Annotated in this window: 17 protein-coding genes and 2 pseudogenes; 12 read left to right on the top strand and 7 right to left on the bottom strand. The window is 70.6% G+C overall.

What is annotated here, in order from left to right:
• Nucleotides 1-16: 16 nt before the first annotated feature.
• Nucleotides 17-1,873, bottom strand: a complete 1,857-nt coding sequence (locus AC0L5F_RS10325) for an S-methyl-5'-thioadenosine phosphorylase (protein WP_473313268.1) — start codon at nucleotides 1,871-1,873, stop codon at nucleotides 17-19.
• Between the two features lie 59 nt (nucleotides 1,874-1,932).
• Complete coding sequence (locus AC0L5F_RS10320) at nucleotides 1,933-2,217, bottom strand: WhiB family transcriptional regulator (RefSeq protein ID WP_473313267.1); 285 nt, start codon at nucleotides 2,215-2,217, stop codon at nucleotides 1,933-1,935.
• A gap of 230 nt (nucleotides 2,218-2,447) precedes the next feature.
• Here AC0L5F_RS10320 and AC0L5F_RS10315 point away from each other — a divergent pair, with 230 nt between their 5' ends.
• The 3 genes and pseudogenes from AC0L5F_RS10315 to AC0L5F_RS10305 form a co-directional block, all read left to right on the top strand.
• Complete coding sequence (locus tag AC0L5F_RS10315) at nucleotides 2,448-3,338, top strand: MerR family transcriptional regulator (RefSeq protein WP_473313266.1); 891 nt, start codon at nucleotides 2,448-2,450, stop codon at nucleotides 3,336-3,338.
• A gap of 10 nt (nucleotides 3,339-3,348) precedes the next feature.
• Entirely contained in the window at nucleotides 3,349-4,149 is an 801-nt protein-coding gene (locus AC0L5F_RS10310) for a crotonase/enoyl-CoA hydratase family protein (RefSeq protein WP_473313265.1), read from the top strand.
• A 15-nt stretch (nucleotides 4,150-4,164) separates the two neighbouring features.
• Nucleotides 4,165-4,602 (top strand): annotated as a pseudogene (locus tag AC0L5F_RS10305) (class I SAM-dependent methyltransferase); the annotation flags it as partial.
• Between the two features lie 330 nt (nucleotides 4,603-4,932).
• Here AC0L5F_RS10305 and AC0L5F_RS10300 read toward each other — a convergent pair.
• Together AC0L5F_RS10300 and AC0L5F_RS10295 are read right to left on the bottom strand one after the other, a co-directional pair.
• Nucleotides 4,933-6,003, bottom strand: a complete 1,071-nt coding sequence (locus tag AC0L5F_RS10300; protein ID WP_473313264.1) for a glycerophosphodiester phosphodiesterase — start codon at nucleotides 6,001-6,003, stop codon at nucleotides 4,933-4,935.
• Between the two features lie 155 nt (nucleotides 6,004-6,158).
• Nucleotides 6,159-6,683 (bottom strand): TetR/AcrR family transcriptional regulator, encoded by a 525-nt coding sequence (locus AC0L5F_RS10295; protein WP_473313263.1) that lies wholly within the window; start codon nucleotides 6,681-6,683, stop codon nucleotides 6,159-6,161.
• A 108-nt stretch (nucleotides 6,684-6,791) separates the two neighbouring features.
• On the opposite strand from AC0L5F_RS10295, the gene AC0L5F_RS10290 reads away from it, so the two are divergent.
• The 3 genes and pseudogenes from AC0L5F_RS10290 (at nucleotide 6,792) to AC0L5F_RS10280 (ending at nucleotide 10,007) form a co-directional block, all read left to right on the top strand.
• A complete protein-coding gene (locus tag AC0L5F_RS10290) occupies nucleotides 6,792-8,324 on the top strand; it encodes an MFS transporter (protein WP_473313262.1) in 1,533 nt (510 codons plus the stop codon).
• A 44-nt stretch (nucleotides 8,325-8,368) separates the two neighbouring features.
• Nucleotides 8,369-8,953: pseudogene (locus AC0L5F_RS10285) on the top strand (glutamate synthase-related protein); the annotation flags it as partial.
• Between the two features lie 169 nt (nucleotides 8,954-9,122).
• A complete protein-coding gene (locus AC0L5F_RS10280) occupies nucleotides 9,123-10,007 on the top strand; it encodes a glutamate synthase-related protein (protein ID WP_473313261.1) in 885 nt (294 codons plus the stop codon).
• Nucleotides 10,008-10,017: 10 nt separating this feature from the next.
• Here the strand turns inward: AC0L5F_RS10280 and AC0L5F_RS10275 are convergent, their stop codons facing one another.
• On the bottom strand, nucleotides 10,018-10,524 hold the full coding sequence (locus AC0L5F_RS10275) for a hypothetical protein (protein ID WP_473313260.1): 507 nt from the start codon (nucleotides 10,522-10,524) through the stop codon (nucleotides 10,018-10,020).
• Nucleotides 10,525-10,554: 30 nt separating this feature from the next.
• Here AC0L5F_RS10275 and AC0L5F_RS10270 point away from each other — a divergent pair, with 30 nt between their 5' ends.
• Nucleotides 10,555-11,466 carry an EamA family transporter gene (locus tag AC0L5F_RS10270; RefSeq protein WP_473313259.1) on the top strand — a complete coding sequence of 304 codons (912 nt, stop codon included), beginning with the start codon at nucleotides 10,555-10,557 and terminating at the stop codon, nucleotides 11,464-11,466.
• On the opposite strand, the gene AC0L5F_RS10265 is transcribed toward AC0L5F_RS10270, so the two are convergent.
• Entirely contained in the window at nucleotides 11,405-11,950 is a 546-nt protein-coding gene (locus AC0L5F_RS10265; RefSeq protein WP_473313258.1) for a TetR/AcrR family transcriptional regulator, read from the bottom strand. The two genes, AC0L5F_RS10270 and AC0L5F_RS10265, sit on opposite strands and share 62 nt — an antisense overlap.
• A gap of 57 nt (nucleotides 11,951-12,007) precedes the next feature.
• Here AC0L5F_RS10265 and AC0L5F_RS10260 point away from each other — a divergent pair, with 57 nt between their 5' ends.
• Genes AC0L5F_RS10260 through AC0L5F_RS10250 form a run of 3 tightly spaced genes read left to right on the top strand, consistent with a single transcriptional unit; the run spans nucleotide 12,008 to nucleotide 16,376 of the window.
• Nucleotides 12,008-13,579: a carboxyl transferase domain-containing protein gene (locus tag AC0L5F_RS10260; RefSeq protein ID WP_473313256.1), complete on the top strand. Its 1,572-nt coding sequence runs from the start codon at nucleotides 12,008-12,010 to the stop codon at nucleotides 13,577-13,579.
• 5 nt (nucleotides 13,580-13,584) lie between these two features.
• A complete protein-coding gene (locus AC0L5F_RS10255) occupies nucleotides 13,585-15,459 on the top strand; it encodes an acetyl/propionyl/methylcrotonyl-CoA carboxylase subunit alpha (RefSeq protein WP_473313255.1) in 1,875 nt (624 codons plus the stop codon).
• Nucleotides 15,456-16,376 carry a hydroxymethylglutaryl-CoA lyase gene (locus AC0L5F_RS10250; RefSeq protein ID WP_473313254.1) on the top strand — a complete coding sequence of 307 codons (921 nt, stop codon included), beginning with the start codon at nucleotides 15,456-15,458 and terminating at the stop codon, nucleotides 16,374-16,376. Before AC0L5F_RS10255 ends, AC0L5F_RS10250 begins: the two co-directional genes overlap by 4 nt.
• On the opposite strand, the gene AC0L5F_RS10245 is transcribed toward AC0L5F_RS10250, so the two are convergent.
• Entirely contained in the window at nucleotides 16,365-16,970 is a 606-nt protein-coding gene (locus tag AC0L5F_RS10245) for an EcsC family protein (RefSeq protein WP_473313253.1), read from the bottom strand. The two genes, AC0L5F_RS10250 and AC0L5F_RS10245, sit on opposite strands and share 12 nt — an antisense overlap.
• A gap of 125 nt (nucleotides 16,971-17,095) precedes the next feature.
• On the opposite strand from AC0L5F_RS10245, the gene AC0L5F_RS10240 reads away from it, so the two are divergent.
• Both AC0L5F_RS10240 and aat read left to right on the top strand, forming a co-directional pair.
• On the top strand, nucleotides 17,096-18,058 hold the full coding sequence (locus AC0L5F_RS10240; protein ID WP_473313251.1) for an aminoglycoside phosphotransferase family protein: 963 nt from the start codon (nucleotides 17,096-17,098) through the stop codon (nucleotides 18,056-18,058).
• Nucleotides 18,055-18,702 carry a leucyl/phenylalanyl-tRNA--protein transferase gene (gene aat / locus AC0L5F_RS10235; RefSeq protein ID WP_473313250.1) on the top strand — a complete coding sequence of 216 codons (648 nt, stop codon included), beginning with the start codon at nucleotides 18,055-18,057 and terminating at the stop codon, nucleotides 18,700-18,702. The genes AC0L5F_RS10240 and aat overlap by 4 nt, the downstream gene beginning before the upstream one ends.
• Nucleotides 18,703-18,760: the final 58 nt, after the last annotated feature.

Raw genomic sequence — 18,760 nt, 5'->3', positions numbered from 1 at the left:
GGCCGCCAATCGTCGCTCACCGGGTGCGCAACGGGTCGTCGGCAAGCGCGGCCAGGCCGTCGACGGGGGAGATCCGGGCGGTGAACCCCAGGCCGGCCGTGGCGGCGGCCGGCGATGCCACGACGTGACGCACGTCGAAGCGTCGGTAGTCGCCGGTGACCACGGGCGGTTCGCCGCCGCCGGCACCGGCGAGGGTCTCGGCCATCGTCAGCAAGGTGCACGGCTGTCCGGAGGCCACGTTGTACGCGGTCAGGCCCTCCGGGTGGTCGGCGACCTGCTCGAGCGCGAGCACGTTGGCGAGCGCGACGTCGTGCACGTGCACGAAGTCGCGCATCTGGCCGCCGTCCTCGAACACGCGCGGCGCCTCGCCGCGGGCGATCGACGAGCGGAAGATCGCCGCGACCCCGGCGTACGGGGTGTCCGCGGGCATGCCGGGGCCGTACACGTTGTGGTACCTCAGGGCGATCGCCCGGCCGCCCTCGAGCGTGCACCAGGCCGACGCGTAGTGCTCCTGGGCCACCTTCGAGGCCGCGTAGCTGGTGCGCGGCAGGAAGGGGGTGTCCTCGCCGATCAGGCGCCAGGTGATCTGGTGGTCCATCCCCTCCTCCACGCAGACCGGGCAGCGGGGGTCGTAGCGCCCGGCGTCGAGGTCGTCGACCTGTCGGACCGCCGGGGGGACGTCGCCGTGCTCGGGGCACGTGTACCGGCCGTCGCCGTAGACGACCATCGACGACGCGAGGACGATGTGTTTCACGCCCACCCGCGCCATCGCCGCCAGCAGCCGAGCCTGTCCGTGGTCGTTGTGGTCGGCGTAGTCCGGCAGGTCCTGTGCGTCGACGCCGTTGCCGACCATGGCGGCCTGGTGGCAGACGACGTCGATCCCGGCGAGCACGTCGTCGAGGGCGTCGTGGCGCAGGTCCAGCACGTGGACGTCGGCAGCGGGCTGGGTGTTCTCGCCGTGTGCCTGGACGAGGTAGGCATCCAGCCCGACGACCTCGTGGCCGCGCTCTGCTGCGATGCGAGCGATGTGGGTGCCGATGAATCCGGCCGCGCCGGTCAGCAGGATCCTCACGGGAAGCTCGATCGGCAGGTCCATGCCGTCGATCGCGTGCGGGCAGGCGCAGTCGCGCTCCGTTCCCACGTCGGCCACGACGCTGCGCAGCACGTCCTTGAGCGTGTCGGTGTGCGACGCGAAGACCTCGAAGACGGCGTCCATGCTGACGGCGGAGTCGGAGTCGACCCCGGCGTCGTGGTCGGTGACCAGCGCCACCGTGGAGTAGCAGAGCGCCAGCTCACGGGCGAGCACGGCCTCCGGATGGCCGGTCATGTTCACCACGGCCCAGTCCTGGGCCGCGTACCAGCGCGACTCGGCGCGGGTGGAGAAGCGGGGGCCGTCGATGACCACCATCGCGCCCCCGTCCACCGGGGAGTGGCCCTCGAGCCCGGCCAGCAGGTGGCCGCGGAGCCGATCGCAGTACGGATCCGCGAACGAGATGTGGCACGCGCCCTCGTCGAAGTAGGTCTGGGTGCGTCCGGTGGTGCGATCCACCAGCTGGTCCGGCACCACGAACGTGCCGGGACCGTAGGCCTCCTGCAGGCCGCCAACGGCGCAGGGAGCGAGGATCTGGCGCACCCCGAGACTGCGCAGGGCCCAGAGGTTGGCGCGGTACGGCACGCGGTGGGCCGGGAACTCGTGATGACTGCCGTGCCGGGGCAGGAAGGCGACCGACCGGCCGCCCACGGTGCCCACGGCGATCGGCGCGGAGGGTGCGCCGAACGGGGTCTCGACGGTGATGGTCTGCGGATCGTCGAGGAAGGTGTAGAAGCCGGATCCGCCGATGACGGCCAGCTCGGGTCGCACGCTGCTGCTCATGGGGTCGATCCTGTCACCGATGAGCCGCGCGGCCGGATCGGGGCTCGGCGAGGTGCCGCTCAGCTGGCGATGCGACCCTCAAGCAGACGCGCGCGCTCGCCCGCTGTCAGCCCGCCCCAGACTCCGTACGGTTCGCGGACCTCGAGAGCATGCTGCAGGCAGCGATCGATGACCGGGCAGGTCGAACAGATCTGCTTGGCCCGGGCCTCGCGTGCCGTGCGCTTGGCACCGCGCTCGGCGTCGGGGGAGAAGAACATGTCGGTGGGGAGGTCGGCGCAGCTGCCGTCGTACTGCCATTCGTACGCCTCGACGAGCGGAACGGGCAGCTTCTGGATGTTCGGCACGACGGTTGCTCCTGTTCGCGTCTACTCGGGTGCCGACAACTCTACGCCGGTGAATAGGTTTTGACTAGGTTTGGCCCGCGGCGACCGCGACTTTTCCACAGGCGCACCCACAGATTGGGAAAACTGCAGAGGTTCTGACGACATTTGCGCCCCTGACGAGAGAATCCACAGGGCTGTCCACAGATTGGGAAAAATGGACAGGTTCTGACGAGGTTCGACAGGATGGGTGGATGGACCTCACCTGGGGCGTCGGCGCGGTCTCGGCGCGCCTCGGCATCGCTCAGGCGACGCTGCGCACCTGGGAGCGCCGGTATGAGCTCGGCCCGAGCCATCGAACGGCCGGGGGCCATCGCCGCTACACCGCGCACGACATCGAGCGCGTCGACTTCATGCGCCGCCTGCTCGATCGAGGCGTCACGCCGCGCGAGGCCGCGAGGGCCGCGCACGACCTCGATGCCGCCGAGGTCGCGGCGCTGGTGGCCGGCGAGCTGCCGGGTGACTCCGATCTGACCTCCGCCCAGGTGGTCGACGCGATCCTCGAAGCCGTGGAGGCCCTCGACGGCACACGGCTCACCAGCCTGTTCGGAGGCGTGCTGCGCCGCCGGGGGGTGGTCGACGCGTGGAACTCCGTGCTGGCACCGGTGCTGGTGCGCATCGGCGAGGGCTGGTTCGACGGCACCATCGACATCGTCAACGAGCACATCGCGAGCGAACGACTGCTCTCCGAGCTGCGACTGATCGCCCGCACGCACGCAGCGCCGATGAGCCACGGCGGAATCGTGCTGGCCACCGCAGAGGAGGACCAGCACTCCCTCCCGGTCTTCGCGCTCGAGGCCGCGCTGGCCCAGCGGGGAACGGGCAGCTTCGTGCTCGGCGCTCGCGTGCCCTGGACGTCGTTGGCCGAGCTGGCGCGGCGGACCACGCCGAACGCGATCTTCGTGTGGGCCACCCTGGTGCGCGACGACCAGTCCGCCCTGGTGGAGGCGGTCGAGTCGATGCCGCGGGGCACCCGCCTGGTTCTGGGGGGCCCCGGCTGGGCCGCGATCCCCGGGAGCGAGGCGTACGTCGTCTCCGACCTCGAGGGCGCCATCGAGGCCTTGGACCCGTCCGTCACCCCCTAGGCTGAATCGCATGTCGGACGCACGCGTGCTCACCACCATCGACGGCCCGGTCGCCTACGTGACCCTGAATCGGCCGGAGCAGCTGAACGGGGTCGACCTCGACCTCGTCGACGAGCTCATCGCCGCTGCGACGTCGTTGGCCAAGGACCGCGCGATCCGGGCCGTCGTGCTGCAGGGAGCCGGGCGCTCGTTCTGCGCCGGGCTCGACTTCGCCGCGGCGTTCACGAACAAGCGGCGGGTGGCCAGGTACTTCTTCGCGGGAGCACGAACGGTCAACCGGTTCCAGAAGTTCTCGACGGTCTGGCGCGACCTGCCGGTGCCGGTCATCGCCGTCGTGCACGGTCACTGCTTCGGTGCCGGGGTGCAGCTCGCGGCCGGGGCTGACTTCCGTTTCACCACGCCGGACGCCAGGTGGTCGATCCTCGAGGCCAAGTGGGGCCTGGTCCCCGACATGGGTGGGACGGTCCCGTTCATCGAGAACATGCCCATCGACGTGCTGCAGCGTCTCGCGATGACCGGCGAGACGATCACCGGGATCGAGGCCGTCGAGGCCGGGCTGGCCACCGACGTCGCCGAGGATCCCCTGGCGGCGGCGATGGCGCTGGTCGAGAAGATCGTCGAACGCTCGCCCGACTCGGTGGCCGCCACCAAGCAGCTGCTCTACGCCAACCAGCGGGGCTCGCGACGCAAGGCCCTGCGGCGAGAGCGGCGCCTGCAGTCGGCCATGTTCAAGGCCCCCAACACGAAGATCGCTCGCGAGGCCGGCATGGCCAAGCGACCGGCCACCTTCGGGCCCCGCACCTTCGGGTGAGGTTAGAGTCGGGCCGTGACCGAACAGACGCCAGACCAGCCCAAGAAGGTCGCCGACCAGTACGACCGCGGGTACGACTACACCACGTACTTCGACGAGCGTGCCTATGAGAACGCGGCCGAGCAGATCGCCATCTCGCGACTGCTGAAGGGCCGCCGGTTCGCGAAGGCCGCCGACATCGGGGGCGGCTACGGTCGCCTGTGCCTGCTGCTGCGCGAGTTCGCCGACCACGTGACGCTCGCCGAGCCGAGCCGTACGCAGCTCGACGCCGCGGCCAAGCTGCTGTCCGGCACCGACGTCGCCCGGGTCCAGATGCAGGCCGATGCCCTGCAGTTCGCCGACGGTGAGCTGGACCTGATCACCATGGTCCGGGTCATGCACCACCTCCCGGAGCCGAGCGCGGAGTTCGCCGAGATCTCGCGCGTGCTGGCGCCGGGCGGCACCGCCATCATCGAGGTCGCGAACTACGGCCACTTCAAGAACCGTCGTGCGTTCAAGAAGCAGGGCAAGGCGCTGCCGGCCGAGCCGGTCAGCATCCGCACCGTGCAGGCCGACGAGCCGGACGCCATCCCGTTCGTCAACCACAACATCGACACGGTCGTCGATCAGCTCGCCACCGCGGGGCTGCAGGTGCAGAACAAGCTGTCGGTGTCGAACCTGCGCAGCCAGCGCCTCAAGAAGCTGCTGCCCACGGGCGCCATGCTGGCGATCGAGAAGCGCCTGCAGGGTCCGCTCGCCAGGAACGACTTCGGCCCGAGCATCTTCCTCGAGCTTCCGCAAGGGCTAGCGGACGGCGGTCACGGCGAGGTCGGGCTGGTCGGCGAACAGCCCGTCCAGGCCGGCCGCGGTGAAGGCCCGGATCTCGCCGGCGAGGTCGCCGTAGGCGTTCGGGTCGGTGCTGGAACGGAAGTCGGTCGGCAGGAACTGGTTCTCGGCGCGGAACGTGTAGGCCACGACCTTGAGACCGGCGGCGTGCGCGTCGCCGACCAGGCGTGACGGCGTCGCGAGCGCACCGGACGGCGTGCGGGGGATGACGCTGTTCTTCTCCGGGCCCAGCCAGGTGGCGTAGCGAGCGACGTCACGCAGGCCGTCGGGCGTCATCAGGTCGGCGTAGGTGCGGGCGTCGCCGGAGGCGAGCAGGTCGTACGGGGCGCCGGTCGCCGAGGTCAGCTGGACCAGCGGCACCTTGGTGCGGGTGGCGAGGTCGCGCAGGTTGCCGGTCTCGAAGGACTGGATGACCACCTTGGCGCGGGCGTGGTTCAGGCCGAACCGGGTGAGGTCCTTCAGCAGTCGACCTTCCAGTGGCAGCCCGATGTCGCGGAAGTAGGTGGGGTGCTTGGTCTCGGGCGCCACCCCGATGCGTCGGCCGAACCGGATGCTCTCGGCGCGGGCGAACGCGAGGACCTCGCTGAACGTCGGGATGCGGTACCGCCCGTCGTAGGCGGTGTTGGCCGGACGGACCTGCGGGAGGCGTTCCTTGGCCCGCAACGTGCGCAGCTCGCGCAGCGTGAAGTCCTCGGTGAACCAACCGGTGATGGCGATGCCGTCGATCGACTTGGTGGTGCGTCGATCCGCGAACTCCGGGTGGTCGGCCACGTCGGTGGTCCCGGAGATGTCGTTCTCGTGCCGTGCCACGAGCACGCCGTCCTTGGTGCTGACGAGGTCGGGCTCGATGTAGTCCGCGCCCATGCGGATCGCCAGGTCGTACGACGCCAGCGTGTGCTCGGGCCGGTAGCCCGATGCTCCGCGGTGGCCGAACACGGTGACGTCGCTGTGCGGAGCCTGGGTGGCCGGCCTGGCGCGGCTCGGCTCGAGGACGGGTGTGCGGGCGGCGGCGCCGGCGGGAAGGGCCATGGCTGCTCCGATGAGAGAGGTGGCGACGAGAGCTGGGACGAGGCGCCGGGTGAGGGCGCGCAGGACGGATCGATCTCCCCCGAGATGTGTCATGCCCTCAGTCGACGCGTGCCAGGTGTCCGGCAGGTGGATTCGTGCCGGGGCTCAGATGAACGTCAGAGGACGCCGAGCCGGTGCAGCACGTCACGCACGTGGGGGAGCGCGTTGCGCTCGCCGAGTCCGGTCGTGTCGTCGAAGTAGAGGCCGTCGCCGATCAGCTGGATGGTGCGGGCGAGCGCCTCGTCGCCGAGGTGCTCGCTGAGCACCTCGAACCAGCCTTCGCGCAGGTCCGCCAGTGCTGCGGAGGCGCGCGGGTCGTTCTCCTGGGCGATCCTGGCGGTGGCGATCAGGGCGCGGTCGAAGTCGCTCCCGGAGTCCACGGAGGTCGAGAGGTAGAACTCGACCGGACCGACGCTGGCCGTCCGCATCGCCTCGACGTCGACGGCGCCCTGCTCGCGGAGGCGGTCCAGCATGCCCTCGACGAGCTCGTCCTTGCTGTGGAAGTGGTACAGCAGGCCGCCCTTGGAGACCTCCGCGTCGGCGGCGACGGCCTCGAGCGTGGCCGCCCGGCTTCCCGAGGCGACCAGCAACGACTCGAAGGCGTCGAGCACGCGATCACGCGTGCTGCGCTCCTCGGACATGACCTCACCCTAGCGAGGGAATCAGGAGCGACCTCGCTTTGTTACTAAACCGTCCAGACGGTACAGTAGTCCGGTCAACCGACATCGATCCGACCCGAGGAGGACACCATGACCAGCCAGCACCTGGACGGGCTGCACCTGAACGCAGACCAGACCCCCGAGCGGGCGGGACGCCGCGAGTGGACGGCGCTGGCCGTCCTCATGCTCCCCGTCCTCATGGTGTCGGTCGACAACACGGTGCTGAGCTTTGCCCTGCCGGCCATCAGCATCGACCTGCGCCCCAGCGGCACGCAGCTGCTGTGGATCGTCGACATCTACGCGATCATGCTCGCCGGACTGCTGATCGCCATGGGCAGCATCGGCGACCGCATCGGTCGTCGCCGCCTGCTGCTGATCGGATCGGTCGGCTTCGGCGCGGCCTCGTTGCTCGCGGCCTACAGCACCAGCGCCGAGATGCTGCTGGTCGCCCGCATGCTGCTGGGCATCAGTGGCGCCACCCTGATGCCCTCGACGCTGTCGCTGATCCGCAACGTGTTCACGCACAGGACCGACCGTCGCCTCGCGATCGCCACGTGGGCCGCGATGTTCTCCGGCGGGGCCGCCCTCGGCCCGGTGCTCGGCGGCTGGCTGCTCGGACACTTCTGGTGGGGCTCGGTGTTCCTCATCAACGTGCCGCTGATCGCCCTGCTCATCCCGGTGGCGCTCGCCCTCCTGCCGGAGTCGAAGGACCCGAGCCCCGGTCCGCTCGACCTGCCGGCGATCGGGCTGTCGCTCGCGGCCATGCTGCCGTTCGTCTACGGCATCAAGTCGGTGGCGCACCACGGCCTCGACCAGACCACGATCGTGGCGTTCGCGGTGGGGATCACCTCGGGCTGGGTGCTGGTGCGTCGCCTGCGGCGCAGCGCGCACCCGATGATCGACCTGTCGCTGTTCGGCAACCGGGTCTTCAGCGGCGCCATCGTCGCCAACCTGTTGAGCCTCATGGCGCTGACCGGTTTCCTGTTCCTCGGCGCCCAGCTGCTGCAGCTGGTGCTGGGCATGTCGGCGATGGACGCGGCGCTGGTGCTGCTGCCCGGTCTGGCGATGACGGTGCTGTCCGGGTTCTGGGCGGTGCGGCTGCTGCACCGGTTCTCGGCCCGCCTGCTGGTGACCGGTAGCTTCGGCGCCTCGGCACTGGGGTACGTCGTCATGGCCCTGACCGGGTCGCCGAGCGCCATGTCGGTGGCCATCGCGTTCTCGCTGATGGGCATCGGCATCGGACTCGCCGAGACGATCACCAACGACCTCATGCTGTCGAGCGTCCCGGCGTCACGCGCCGGAGCTGCCTCCGCGATCTCCGAGACGGCCTACGAGATCGGCGCCGTGCTGGGCACGGCCGTGCTCGGCAGCGTGCTCACGTCGGTCTATCGCGCGAACCTGACGATCCCGGCAGTGGCGTCGTACGGCGAGCGGGACGGTTCGTTCGAGACGCTCGGCAGCACGTTGACCGCTGCCGAGTGGTACCCCAACAGCGTGGGTGAGCAGATCCGCGCCTCGGCGACCGCGGCCTTCGACCTGGGCGTGCAGACGACGTCGGCCGTGGCGATCGCGGTGGCGCTCGGAGCGGCGCTGGTCTCTGCTCGTGCGCTGCGCGGTGCCTGACGTGTGACAGGTGGTGTGCGGACAGCGGTGGCACAGTGGGAGTCATGATCAGGTGGCTCGGAATCCTCGGTGTGCTCGTCCTCGGAGCCGCAGGTGCGGCACTCGCACTGCTGGTCTCACCCTGGTGGTGGATCCTCGGCGCGCCGGTGCTGGCCATCGGCCTCCTGGGGGTCCGGGACCTGCTGCAGCGTGAGCACAGCATCCTGCGCAACTACCCGGTGATCGGCCACGCCCGGTTCGCGATGGAGGCGATCCGCCCCGAGCTCCAGCAGTACTTCATCGAGCGCAACACCGACGGCACGCCGTTCGACCGCGAGACGCGCAGCCTCGTCTACGCCCGCGCCAAGGGTGAGGAGGACGCCGAGCCGTTCGGCACCGAGCGCGACGTCAACTCCATCGGATACGAGTTCGTCACCCACTCGATCAAGGCCAAGACCGCCGAGGGTTCCATCCCGAGCGTCATGATCGGTGGCCCGCAGTGCACCCAGCCGTACGAGATGGCGCTGCTGAACGTGTCGGCGATGAGCTTCGGTGCGTTGTCGGCCAACGCCGTGGAGGCCCTCAACGCCGGTGCGGCGATGGGCGGGTTCCTGCAGGACACCGGTGAGGGTGCGATCAGTCCGTACCACCTCAAGCACGGCGGCGACCTGAACTGGGAGGTGGCCTCGGGCTACTTCGGCTGCCGCACCGAGGACGGGCACTTCGACCCCGACTCGTTCAAGGAGAAGGCGCGCGGCGACACGGTCAAGACCATCTCGGTCAAGCTTCTCGCAGGGCGCCAAGCCCGGCCTCGGTGGAGTGCTGCCGGGCGCGAAGGTCAGCGAGGAGATCGCGCGGACCCGCGAGGTCGAGGTCGGCAAGACCGTGATCTCGCCGCCCGCGCACACCGCGTTCAGCTCGCCCCGCGGGCTGATCGAGTTCATCGAGCAGCTGCGCGAGCTCAGCGGCGGCAAGCCGGTCGGCATCAAGCTGTGCGTCGGCTCGCGCCACGAGTTCCTCGCCATCTGCAAGGCCATGGTCGAGCGCGACTCCTACCCGGACTTCGTCATCGTCGACGGCTCCGAGGGAGGCACCGGTGCCGGCCCGGTCGAGTTCGAGGACCACGTGGGCATGCCGCTGACCGAGGGTCTGGTCTTCGTGCACAACGCCCTCACCGGAGTCGGCGTGCGTGAGCACGTCAAGATCGGCGCCAGCGGCAAGATCGCCACCGGCATCGACATCGTCAAGCGGATCTGCCAGGGGGCGGACTTCACGTTGTCGGCGCGCGCCATGATGTTCGCGATCGGGTGCATCCAGGCGCAGGCGTGCCACACCAACCGGTGCCCTGTGGGCGTCACGACGCAGGACCCGTGGCGGGCCCGGGCCCTGCGGGTCGACGACAAGTCGGTCCGGGTGCGCAACTTCCAGAGCCAGACCATCGCGAGCGCGCACCAGATCGTCACGTCGATGGGCCTGACGTCCTTCACCCAGCTGCACCCGGGGCTGCTGAACCGGCGTCTCGAGCACCAGGTCACCCAGTCGTACGCCGAGCTGCACGAGTGGCTGCAGCCGCGCCAGCTGCTGGACGACCCGCCCGAGCACTGGCTCAACGACTGGAACCTCGCCGACCCCGGCGACTTCGGGCCACGCACGTCCAACCGCCCGCCCGGCTTCCACCCGCAGATCTTCGAGGCCGAGGGCTGATCGACCGTCCCTAGGTGCCGCTGACGAAGCTCTTCGCCTCGGTCCCGCTCTGGTCGAGGCTGTCGCCGAGGCGGCCGAGGGCCGCGCCGACCTGGCCGAGGATCTCCGCGAGCCCGACGAGGTCGTCGGCCAGACCACCCAGGTCCCGGGTGGTGCCGTGCAACGACTTCGCTGCGGCGCTGAGCTGCTTGGCCGGCCCGCCCATCAGGGGCACGTTCTTGACCTCGCCGGCTGCGTCGCCCACGAGCTCGGCGACCTCGGACAGCGTCTCGGCGATCGACCCCAGGCGCGTGGCACTGCCGCCGAGCCGTGACGTGGCACCGGAGACGCCGTCCTCGCCCACCAGGGCGAGACCCGCTGCACGCGCCTGGGTGCCGGCCTCGCCGAGTCCGTTCGACAGGCTCCGGAGCAGGTCGGGGATGTGGGCCAGCTCGTCCTTGTTGTTCCACACCAGGTCGATCACGGCGGTGAGCTTCTTGATGTCCAGGTCGCCGCCGAGCAGCTTGCCGAGGTCCATGGCGGGAGCCTAGTGGGTGAGACTGGCCCCATGCCGCTGAAGCACTCCGCCCTCGCCGTCGTCGTGATGGTGCTGTGGGGCGGGAACTTCGTGGTCATCGACGAGGGTCTCGCCGACGTGCCGCCCTTGCTGTTCCTGTCGTTGCGCTTCGTCCTCGTGGCCCTGCCGCTGGTGCTGTTCGTGCCGCGTCCAGCCGCCTCCTGGCAGGCCGTGGTGGCCGTCGGCGGGTTCATGAGCCTGGGCCAGTTCAGCCTGCTCTACGTGGCCCTCGACCTCGGGCTTCCTGCCGGCCTGGCCTCGCTCGTGCTGCAGGCACAGGTGATCTTCACGATCGTGATCGCGACCGTCGTGCTCCGCGAGAGGCCCACGCGCCGTCAGGTTCTCGGTGCGGCGGTGGGCACCACGGGGTTGGTGGTGGTCGCGGTGGCGCACGGGACCTCGGCTCCTGTGGTGCCGTTGCTGGTCATCCTCGGCGCTGCCATGTCGTGGGCGATCGGCAACGTGGTCAGCCGGGCCGCCGGGGTGCAGTCGGGCCTGTCGCTCGTGGTCTGGTCGGCGCTGGTGGTGCCGGTGCCGGCCTTCGCGTTGTCGATGCTGGTCGACGGGCCCGACGAGGTCGGGCGTGCGCTCACGTCGCTGTCGGGAGTGGCCATCGCGAGCACGCTCTACACCGCCATCGGGGCGTCGTTGATCGGCTACGGCATCTGGAACTCGTTGCTGGCGCGCCACCCGGCCGGTGCCGTGGTCCCGTTCGTGCTGCTGGTGCCGCCGATCGGGATCGTCGCGGCCTGGCTGGCGCAGGGCGAGGTGCCGACCGGCGCCGAGCTGGGTGGCGGCGCCGTCATGCTGCTGGGGGTCGCCATCGCGACGATCGCCCCGGTCAGGCGAGCAGCGCGGCGCGGGCCATCGGTGCCAGCAGCGAGCGCATCGCCTGGGGGCTGATGCGTGCGCTGTGCGGGGTGGAGTTGAGCAACCCGAAGGTCGCCTGCGCCACGGCCCGCGCCTCGGCGGGATCGAGGTCGTCACGCAGGCGGCGCAGCACGTCGACCCAGATGTCGATGTAGGTGAGCTGGAGGCGGCGCACCGCGCCTCGGCCGTCGGCGTCGAGGTTGGACCACTCGCGCTCCTGGATGACGATCAGCGCCGGATGTTCCAGGGCGAAGTCGATGTGCCAGGCGATCAGTGCGTCGAGTGCGGCTGCCGGTTCCTCGTGCGACGACCGGCAGGCGCGCGCCTCGGCGACGTGCCGCTCGCTGATCGAGGTGAGGGACTCGGTCAAGATCGCGTCCTTGCCCGGGAAGTGCTTGTAGATGGCCGGCCCGCTGATGCCGCAGGCGGCACCGATGTCGTGCACCGAGACGCCGTGGAAGCCGCGCTCGGCGAACAGCCCGGCGGCTGTCTCGAGGATCTGGGCGCGGCGGTTCATGGGACGAGCGTACCCGCAGGTTAACGATCATTAACCGGCGGTGCTAGTGTCTGGCACATGACGTCGAGTCCCCCGACCCCGACCATGGGCGACCTGGTCGACGAGCTGCGCGATCGCCTCGCCGTGGCTCGCCTCGGCGGCAGCGAGGCGTCCCGCGAACGTCACGTCGGCCGCGGCAAGCTGCTGCCTCGCGACCGTGTCGACCGCCTGCTCGACCCCGGTTCGCCGTTCCTCGAGCTGTCGCCGCTGGCGGCCCACGACGTCTACGACGACGACGTCCCGGGCGCGGGGATCGTGACCGGCATCGGTCGGGTGGCGGGCCGTCTGTGCGTGGTGGTGGCGAACGACGCCACGGTCAAGGGCGGCACCTACTACCCGCTCACGGTCAAGAAGCACCTGCGCGCACAGGCCATCGCGCAGCAGAACCATCTCCCGTGCATCTACCTCGTCGACTCCGGTGGCGCCTTCATCCCGATGCAGGACGAGGTCTTCCCGGATCGGGAGCACTTCGGCCGCATCTTCTTCAACCAGGCGCAGATGTCGGCGCAGCGCATCCCGCAGATCGCCGCGGTCATGGGATCGTGCACCGCTGGTGGTGCCTACGTGCCGGCGATGAGCGACGAGACGGTCATCGTGCGCGATCAGGGCACGGTGTTCCTCGCCGGCCCCCCCTTGGTCAAGGCAGCGACCGGTGAGGTGGTGACGGCCGAGGAGCTCGGCGGCGGCGAGGTGCACGCCACCGTGTCCGGCGTCGTCGACCACCTCGCCGAGGACGACGCGCACGCGCTCGACATCGTGCGATCCATCGTGGACACGGTGCCGCGCGCCGATGTCGAGCCCGATCGTCCCCCGGTCGAGCCGCTGCAGGATCCGGCGGGGCTGGGCAGCGTCGTGCCGACCGACGGACGGACGCCGTACGACGTGCACGACGTCATCACGCGGCTGGTCGACGGCTCACGCCTGCACGAGTTCAAGCCGCTGTACGGCGAGACCCTGGTCTGCGGGTTCGCGCACATCCAGGGCCACCAGGTGGCGATCGTGGCCAACAACGGCATCCTGTTCAGCGAGTCCGCCCTCAAGGGCGCCCACTTCATCGAGCTGGCCAACCAGCGCGGGGTGCCGTTGCTGTTCCTGCAGAACATCTCCGGATTCATGGTGGGTCGCGAGTACGAGAACAAGGGGATCGCGAAGGACGGCGCGAAGCTGGTCACCGCGGTCGCGACGTCGGTCGTCCCGAAGCTCACGGTCGTGATCGGCGGGTCGTACGGTGCCGGCAACTACGGCATGTGCGGCCGCGCCTACGACCCCCGGTTCCTGTGGACCTGGCCGAACGCCCGCACCTCGGTGATGGGCGGCGAGCAGGCCGCCTCGGTGCTGGCCACCGTCCGCCGCGACGCCATGGAGGCGCGCGGCGAGTCGTGGTCGGACGAGGACGAGGCGTCCTTCAGAGAACCGATCCGAGAGCAGTTCGAGCGGCAGGGCTCTCCGTACTACTCCACGGCCCGCCTGTGGGACGACGGCATCATCGAGCCGGCCGACACCCGCCGGGTGCTCGGCATGGCCCTGCAGGTCGTCAACACCCCCGCCCCGACCCAGACGCCCGGTCACTTCGGCGTCTTCCGGATGTGAGCGCCATGACCCAGCCCTGCTTGTTCGACACCATCCTGATCGCCAACCGCGGCGAGATCGCGCTGCGCGTCATGCGCACCTGCCGACGCCTCGGCATCCGGTCGGTCGCGATCTTCACCGATGCCGACGCCGATGCCCCGCACGTGCGGGCCGCCGACGCCGCCGTGCGGGTCGACAGCTACCTCGACATCGATGCGGTGATCGCGGCAGCGGGAGAGGCCCGCGCCACCGCGATCCACCCCGGCTACGGGTTCTTGTCCGAACGGTCCGCCTTCGCCGCGGCCGTGGCCGACGCGGGCCTGACTCTGATCGGACCATCGGCGGAGGTGATGGACCAGATGGGTCGCAAGGACGCGGCTCGCGAGATCGCCATCGCGGCCGGGGTCCCCGTGGTCCCGACAGGTGACGACGCCGGGTTCCCGGTGCTGGTCAAGGCGGCCGCCGGTGGCGGCGGCAAGGGCATGCGCGTCGTGCGGTCGGCCGACGAGATGGACGAGGCGATGGCCGCCGCGAAACGCGAGGCGGCGTCCTCGTTCGGCGACGACACGATGCTGATCGAGAAGTACGTGGAGCACGGGCGTCACATCGAGGTGCAGGTGCTCGCCGACCACCACGGACACGTCATCCACCTGTTCGAGCGCGACTGCTCCACCCAGCGCCGTCACCAGAAGGTCATCGAGGAGGCGCCCGCTCCCACGATCGACGCCGCGACGCGAGAGCGGATCACCTCGGCGGCCGTCGACCTGGCGCGCCACGTCGGCTACACCAATGCCGGCACCGTCGAGTTCCTGCTCGATGCCGACACCGGCGAGGCGTACTTCCTGGAGATGAACACGCGGCTGCAGGTCGAGCATCCCGTGACGGAGCTGATCTGTGGTGGCCCGATCGACGGCATGGACCTGGTCGAGCACCAGATCCGCATCGCCGCAGGCGAGCGACTCTCGATCGGGCAGGACGACCTGTCGATCGACGGCCACGCCATCGAGGTGCGGGTCTACGCCGAGGACTCCTTCGGCGGCTTCCTCCCGCAGGCCGGCACCGCCGACCTGGTGCGGTGGCCCGCGAACGCGCGCGTCGATGCTGCCCTCGAGTCCGGCCAGGTCGTCTCCACGTCGTACGACCCGATGCTCGGCAAGGTGATCGTGCACGGGCCGGACCGCGAGAGCGCACGTCGAGCCCTGGTCGCGGCGCTCGACGACACCGCGATCCTCGGCATCACCACCAACACCGGGTTCCTGCGCGTGCTGGCCGCCTCCGACGAGTTCCGCGACGCGACCATCGAGACCGGATGGCTCGACGATGCCGAGATCGCGGTCCCCGACCCGGAGATCCCCCGCGTGATGGGCGCATGGATCGTGGCCATGCTCGCCGCCCAGCAGGCCGACGCGTTCGGTGCCGACGGATTCCGCCTCGGTGGGCCGCCCGCGCCCACACGCGTGCAGATGGACCGCGAGGTGCTCGTGGACCGGGCCCGCGGCACCGTCGACGACCACCGGGTCCGTCAGCTGTCGGCCCAGGACCACGTGCTGGTCGCGGACGTCGACGGGGTGCGCGTCACGGCAACGGTCAACGCGCAGCCGGGGGTCGTCGAGGTGGCGCACCTCGGACAGCGCCACGTCTTCACCGCCCCCGATCGGGACACCACAGCGGCCGCGGTCGGCGACGGGTCCCTGACCGCGCCGATGCCGGGCACGGTGCTCGAGGTGCGGGTCGAGGTCGGTGCCACCGTCGCCGCCGGGGACGTCCTGTGCACCATGGAGGCCATGAAGATGGAGCTGCCCGTCACGGCACCCTTCGACGGCGTGGTCGCCCGCGTCGACGTCGCGGCCGGCCAGCAGGTGACGATGGCCGCACCCCTGCTGCAGGTCGAGCCCGCATGAGCCGCCCCGCCCCGAACCTGCCGAGCCGGGTCACCGTCTACGAGGTCGGACCGCGCGACGGCCTCCAGAACGAGTCGGCCGTGGTGCCGGTCGAGGTCAAGGTCGAGCTGATCGAGCGCCTCGTCGCAGCCGGACTGCCGATCGTGGAGGCCACCAGCTTCGTGCACCCCCGATGGGTGCCACAGCTGGCCGATGCCGCCGAGGTCGTGGCGCGGCTGGATCTGGCCGGGTCCGTCCCGATGCCCGTGCTCGTGCCCAACGAGCGTGGCCTCGATCGCGCGCTGGAAGCGGGCTGCTCGCACGTGGCGATCTTCGCCAGCGCCACGGAGACCTTCGCGGCGAAGAACCTGAACTCCACCCTCGAGGGACAGTTCGAGATGTTCGGTCCGACCGTCGAGCGGGCACTGGCCGCCGGCCTGGACGTGCGCGCGTACGTGTCGATGTGCTTCGGCGACCCGTGGGAGGGCGACGTCGCGATCGACCAGGTCGTCGACACCGGTGCGCGTCTGCTCGACCTCGGCGCGAGTCAGCTGTCGCTGGGGGACACGATCGGTGTCGGCACCCCGGGCCACGTGGGCGCCCTGCTCGACGCGTTCGGCGCCGCCGGCGTGGGGGTCGATCGGCTGGCGATGCACTTCCACGACACGTACGGCCAGGCGCTCGCCAACACGTACGCGGCTCTGCAGCACGGCGTCACGACCTTCGACGCCTCGGCCGGCGGGCTCGGTGGCTGTCCCTACGCCGAGAGCGCCACCGGCAACCTGGCCACCGAGGACCTGGTGTGGATGCTCGACGGGCTGGGCATCGAGCACGGCATCGATCTCATGGCCGTGGTGCGGACGAGCACCTGGATGGCCGAGCACCTCGGCAAGCCCCCGGCCTCGGCGGTCGTGCGGGCTCTGGCGTCAGAGCGGTAGACGCCGATCGCGCAGCTCGTCGGCTGCGTACTGCCCGATCTGCCACGTGGCGAGGGCGTCGCTCGAGGCTCCCACCGCCCCTCCGACCAGGGGAACCTTGCGACCGATCAGCGTCACGGCACGCTTGCCGGCGGCGCGGGAGATGATCTCCGACGTCACCTCGCGGCCCAGCGTGTGGTCGAGCTCGGGGTCGTGCACCGGGGAGGTCGCCAACGCCATCGGCGACGACGGCAGGCGGTGCTTCTTGACCAGCGAGGCCACGGAGTCCTCGCCGAGCATGCAGGCGAGGATGGCGTTGCGCACGCGGGCGTCCTCGAGGTCGTAGCCACGCAGGTGCGCGATGCCGGCCACCAGGTGGCACTGCACGAGCGTCACGCCGACGACGTTGGCCGGGACCGACACGGCGTAGGTGGCGAGGCCGCCCAGGTTGGTCACGAACCCCTGCACGCCCGCCATCGCGGCGTGCTGGCGCACGAGACCGGAGATCGCGGTCGCCACGTCACCGTCGGCATCGACCAGCCTGGCGTCGGCGGCGGCCGCGGCGGACCGCAGCGGACCGACGCCGTCGATCGCCCGGTCGAGCGTGCCGCGCACGAACGAGCTGGCATACCGGGGGGCGAAGCTTGGACCCCGCCGTGACGGCGGCCTTGCGGCGAACTCCCATCGCACCAGCATATGAGGACGTCCGCAGGGGCGCAGGGAGCCCATAGGCTGGCGCCATGCCGTTCTCGCAGCGCGTCGCCGAGACGTCGTGGCGCGGGGAGGCGACGGCGTGGATCGCCGAGCACCTGCAGCGACACGGGCGCCGCCTGGTCGGCGAGATCGAGCAACCGCGGATCCGCCCGTGGTCGACCCAGCTGGTGGTGCCGACTGACGAAGGTCGGTGGTGGTTCAAGGCGAACTGTCGGTCCATGGCGTTCGAGCCCGGCCTGCACGCCGCGCTGTCCGAGCTGGTGCCGGAAGCGGTGGACCGCCCACTGGCGATCGATGCCGAGCGCGGCTGGTTGCTCACGGCGGACCACGGCCCGACGTTGCACGAGCACGGTGAGCCGTCGCCCGGCGACTGGCAGGCGATGGCCGCCGAGAGCGCTCGTCTGCAGCAGACGCTGACCCTGCATCGTGACCGGGTCGTCGGCATCGGCGTGCCGGACTGCGCACCGGGCACGACGCTCGACCGGTTCGACCGCCTGCTGTCGCTGTACGCCGACCTGCCCGACCAGCACCCTGCGCACGTTCCGCAGGAGCTGCACGTCCGGCTGCTCGCCGCGAGGCCCCGGCTCGTCGACGCGGTCGAGCAGCTGGACCGGTCCGCCCTGCCGGTCACCTGGCAGCACGGCGACCTGCATCCGGGGAACGCGTTCCGCTCGGTCGACGGTGCCGGCATGCGCCTGTTCGACTTCGGCGACAGTCAGTGGGCGCACGCCCTGGAGGTGCTGGTCGTGCCGTACGGCTGGATCACCTCACTGACCCAGATCCGGTGGGAACCGGTGCTGGCGGCCTACGCCGAGCAGTGGGGTGTCCGCGTCGACGATCTCGCCGCCGACTGGCACGCCGTCGGCCTCACCCACGCCGTCAACCGCTCGCTCACCTGGTGGGGATGCCTGGCCGACGCGACGGCCGCGGAGTGGCAGCAGTGGGGCGAGGGTCCCGTGACGCACCTGTCGAGGGTGCTCGACACATGAGGCCCAGCCGGCTGCCACCCTCGCGATGGGACCTGGACCCGGACCAGTGGCCCGACGACGACTGCGTGGCCGCGGGAGCCGATCTCGAGCCGGCGACCATCGTCGACGCCTACCGCCACGGCGCGTTCCCGATGCCGCACGAGGACCTGCTGCTGTGGTGGTCGCCTCGCTCACGCGGCGTCCTGCTCCCGGGACGGTTGAAGGTCAGCCGCTCCCTGGCACGGTCGGTGCGGCGGTTCGACGTCACGGTGGATCGATCCTTCGAGGAGGTCATCGACGCGTGCGCGGACCCGTCGCGACCGGGTTCGTGGATCGACACCGGCATCCGGGACGCCTACGTGCGGCTGCACCACCTCGGGTGGGCGCACTCGGTGGAGACGCGCGACGCCGACGGCCGTCTGGTCGGCGGGCTGTACGGACTCGCGATCGGTGGACTGTTCGCGGGCGAGTCGATGTTCCACCGAGCCACCGACGCGTCCAAGGTCGCCCTCGTGGACCTCGCCAGGCGATGGGGCGACGGTCTGATCGACACCCAGTGGAGCACCCCGCACCTGGCCTCCCTGGGCGTCGAGGAGATCGATCGAGCGACCTACCTGGCCACGATCGAGACCCTCGTCGGGCAACCACCGCGCGACGCCTGGTGACCCCTTACCCCGACACGCCGGGACTTTTCAGCCGGGGGGTGTGCCGAGCCATGGGGTG

Source organism: Aeromicrobium sp. 10G20-16 (genome assembly GCF_055809665.1).
The sequence above is the reverse complement of the archived record's forward strand: the minus strand, read 5'-3'. Positions and strand labels throughout refer to the sequence as shown.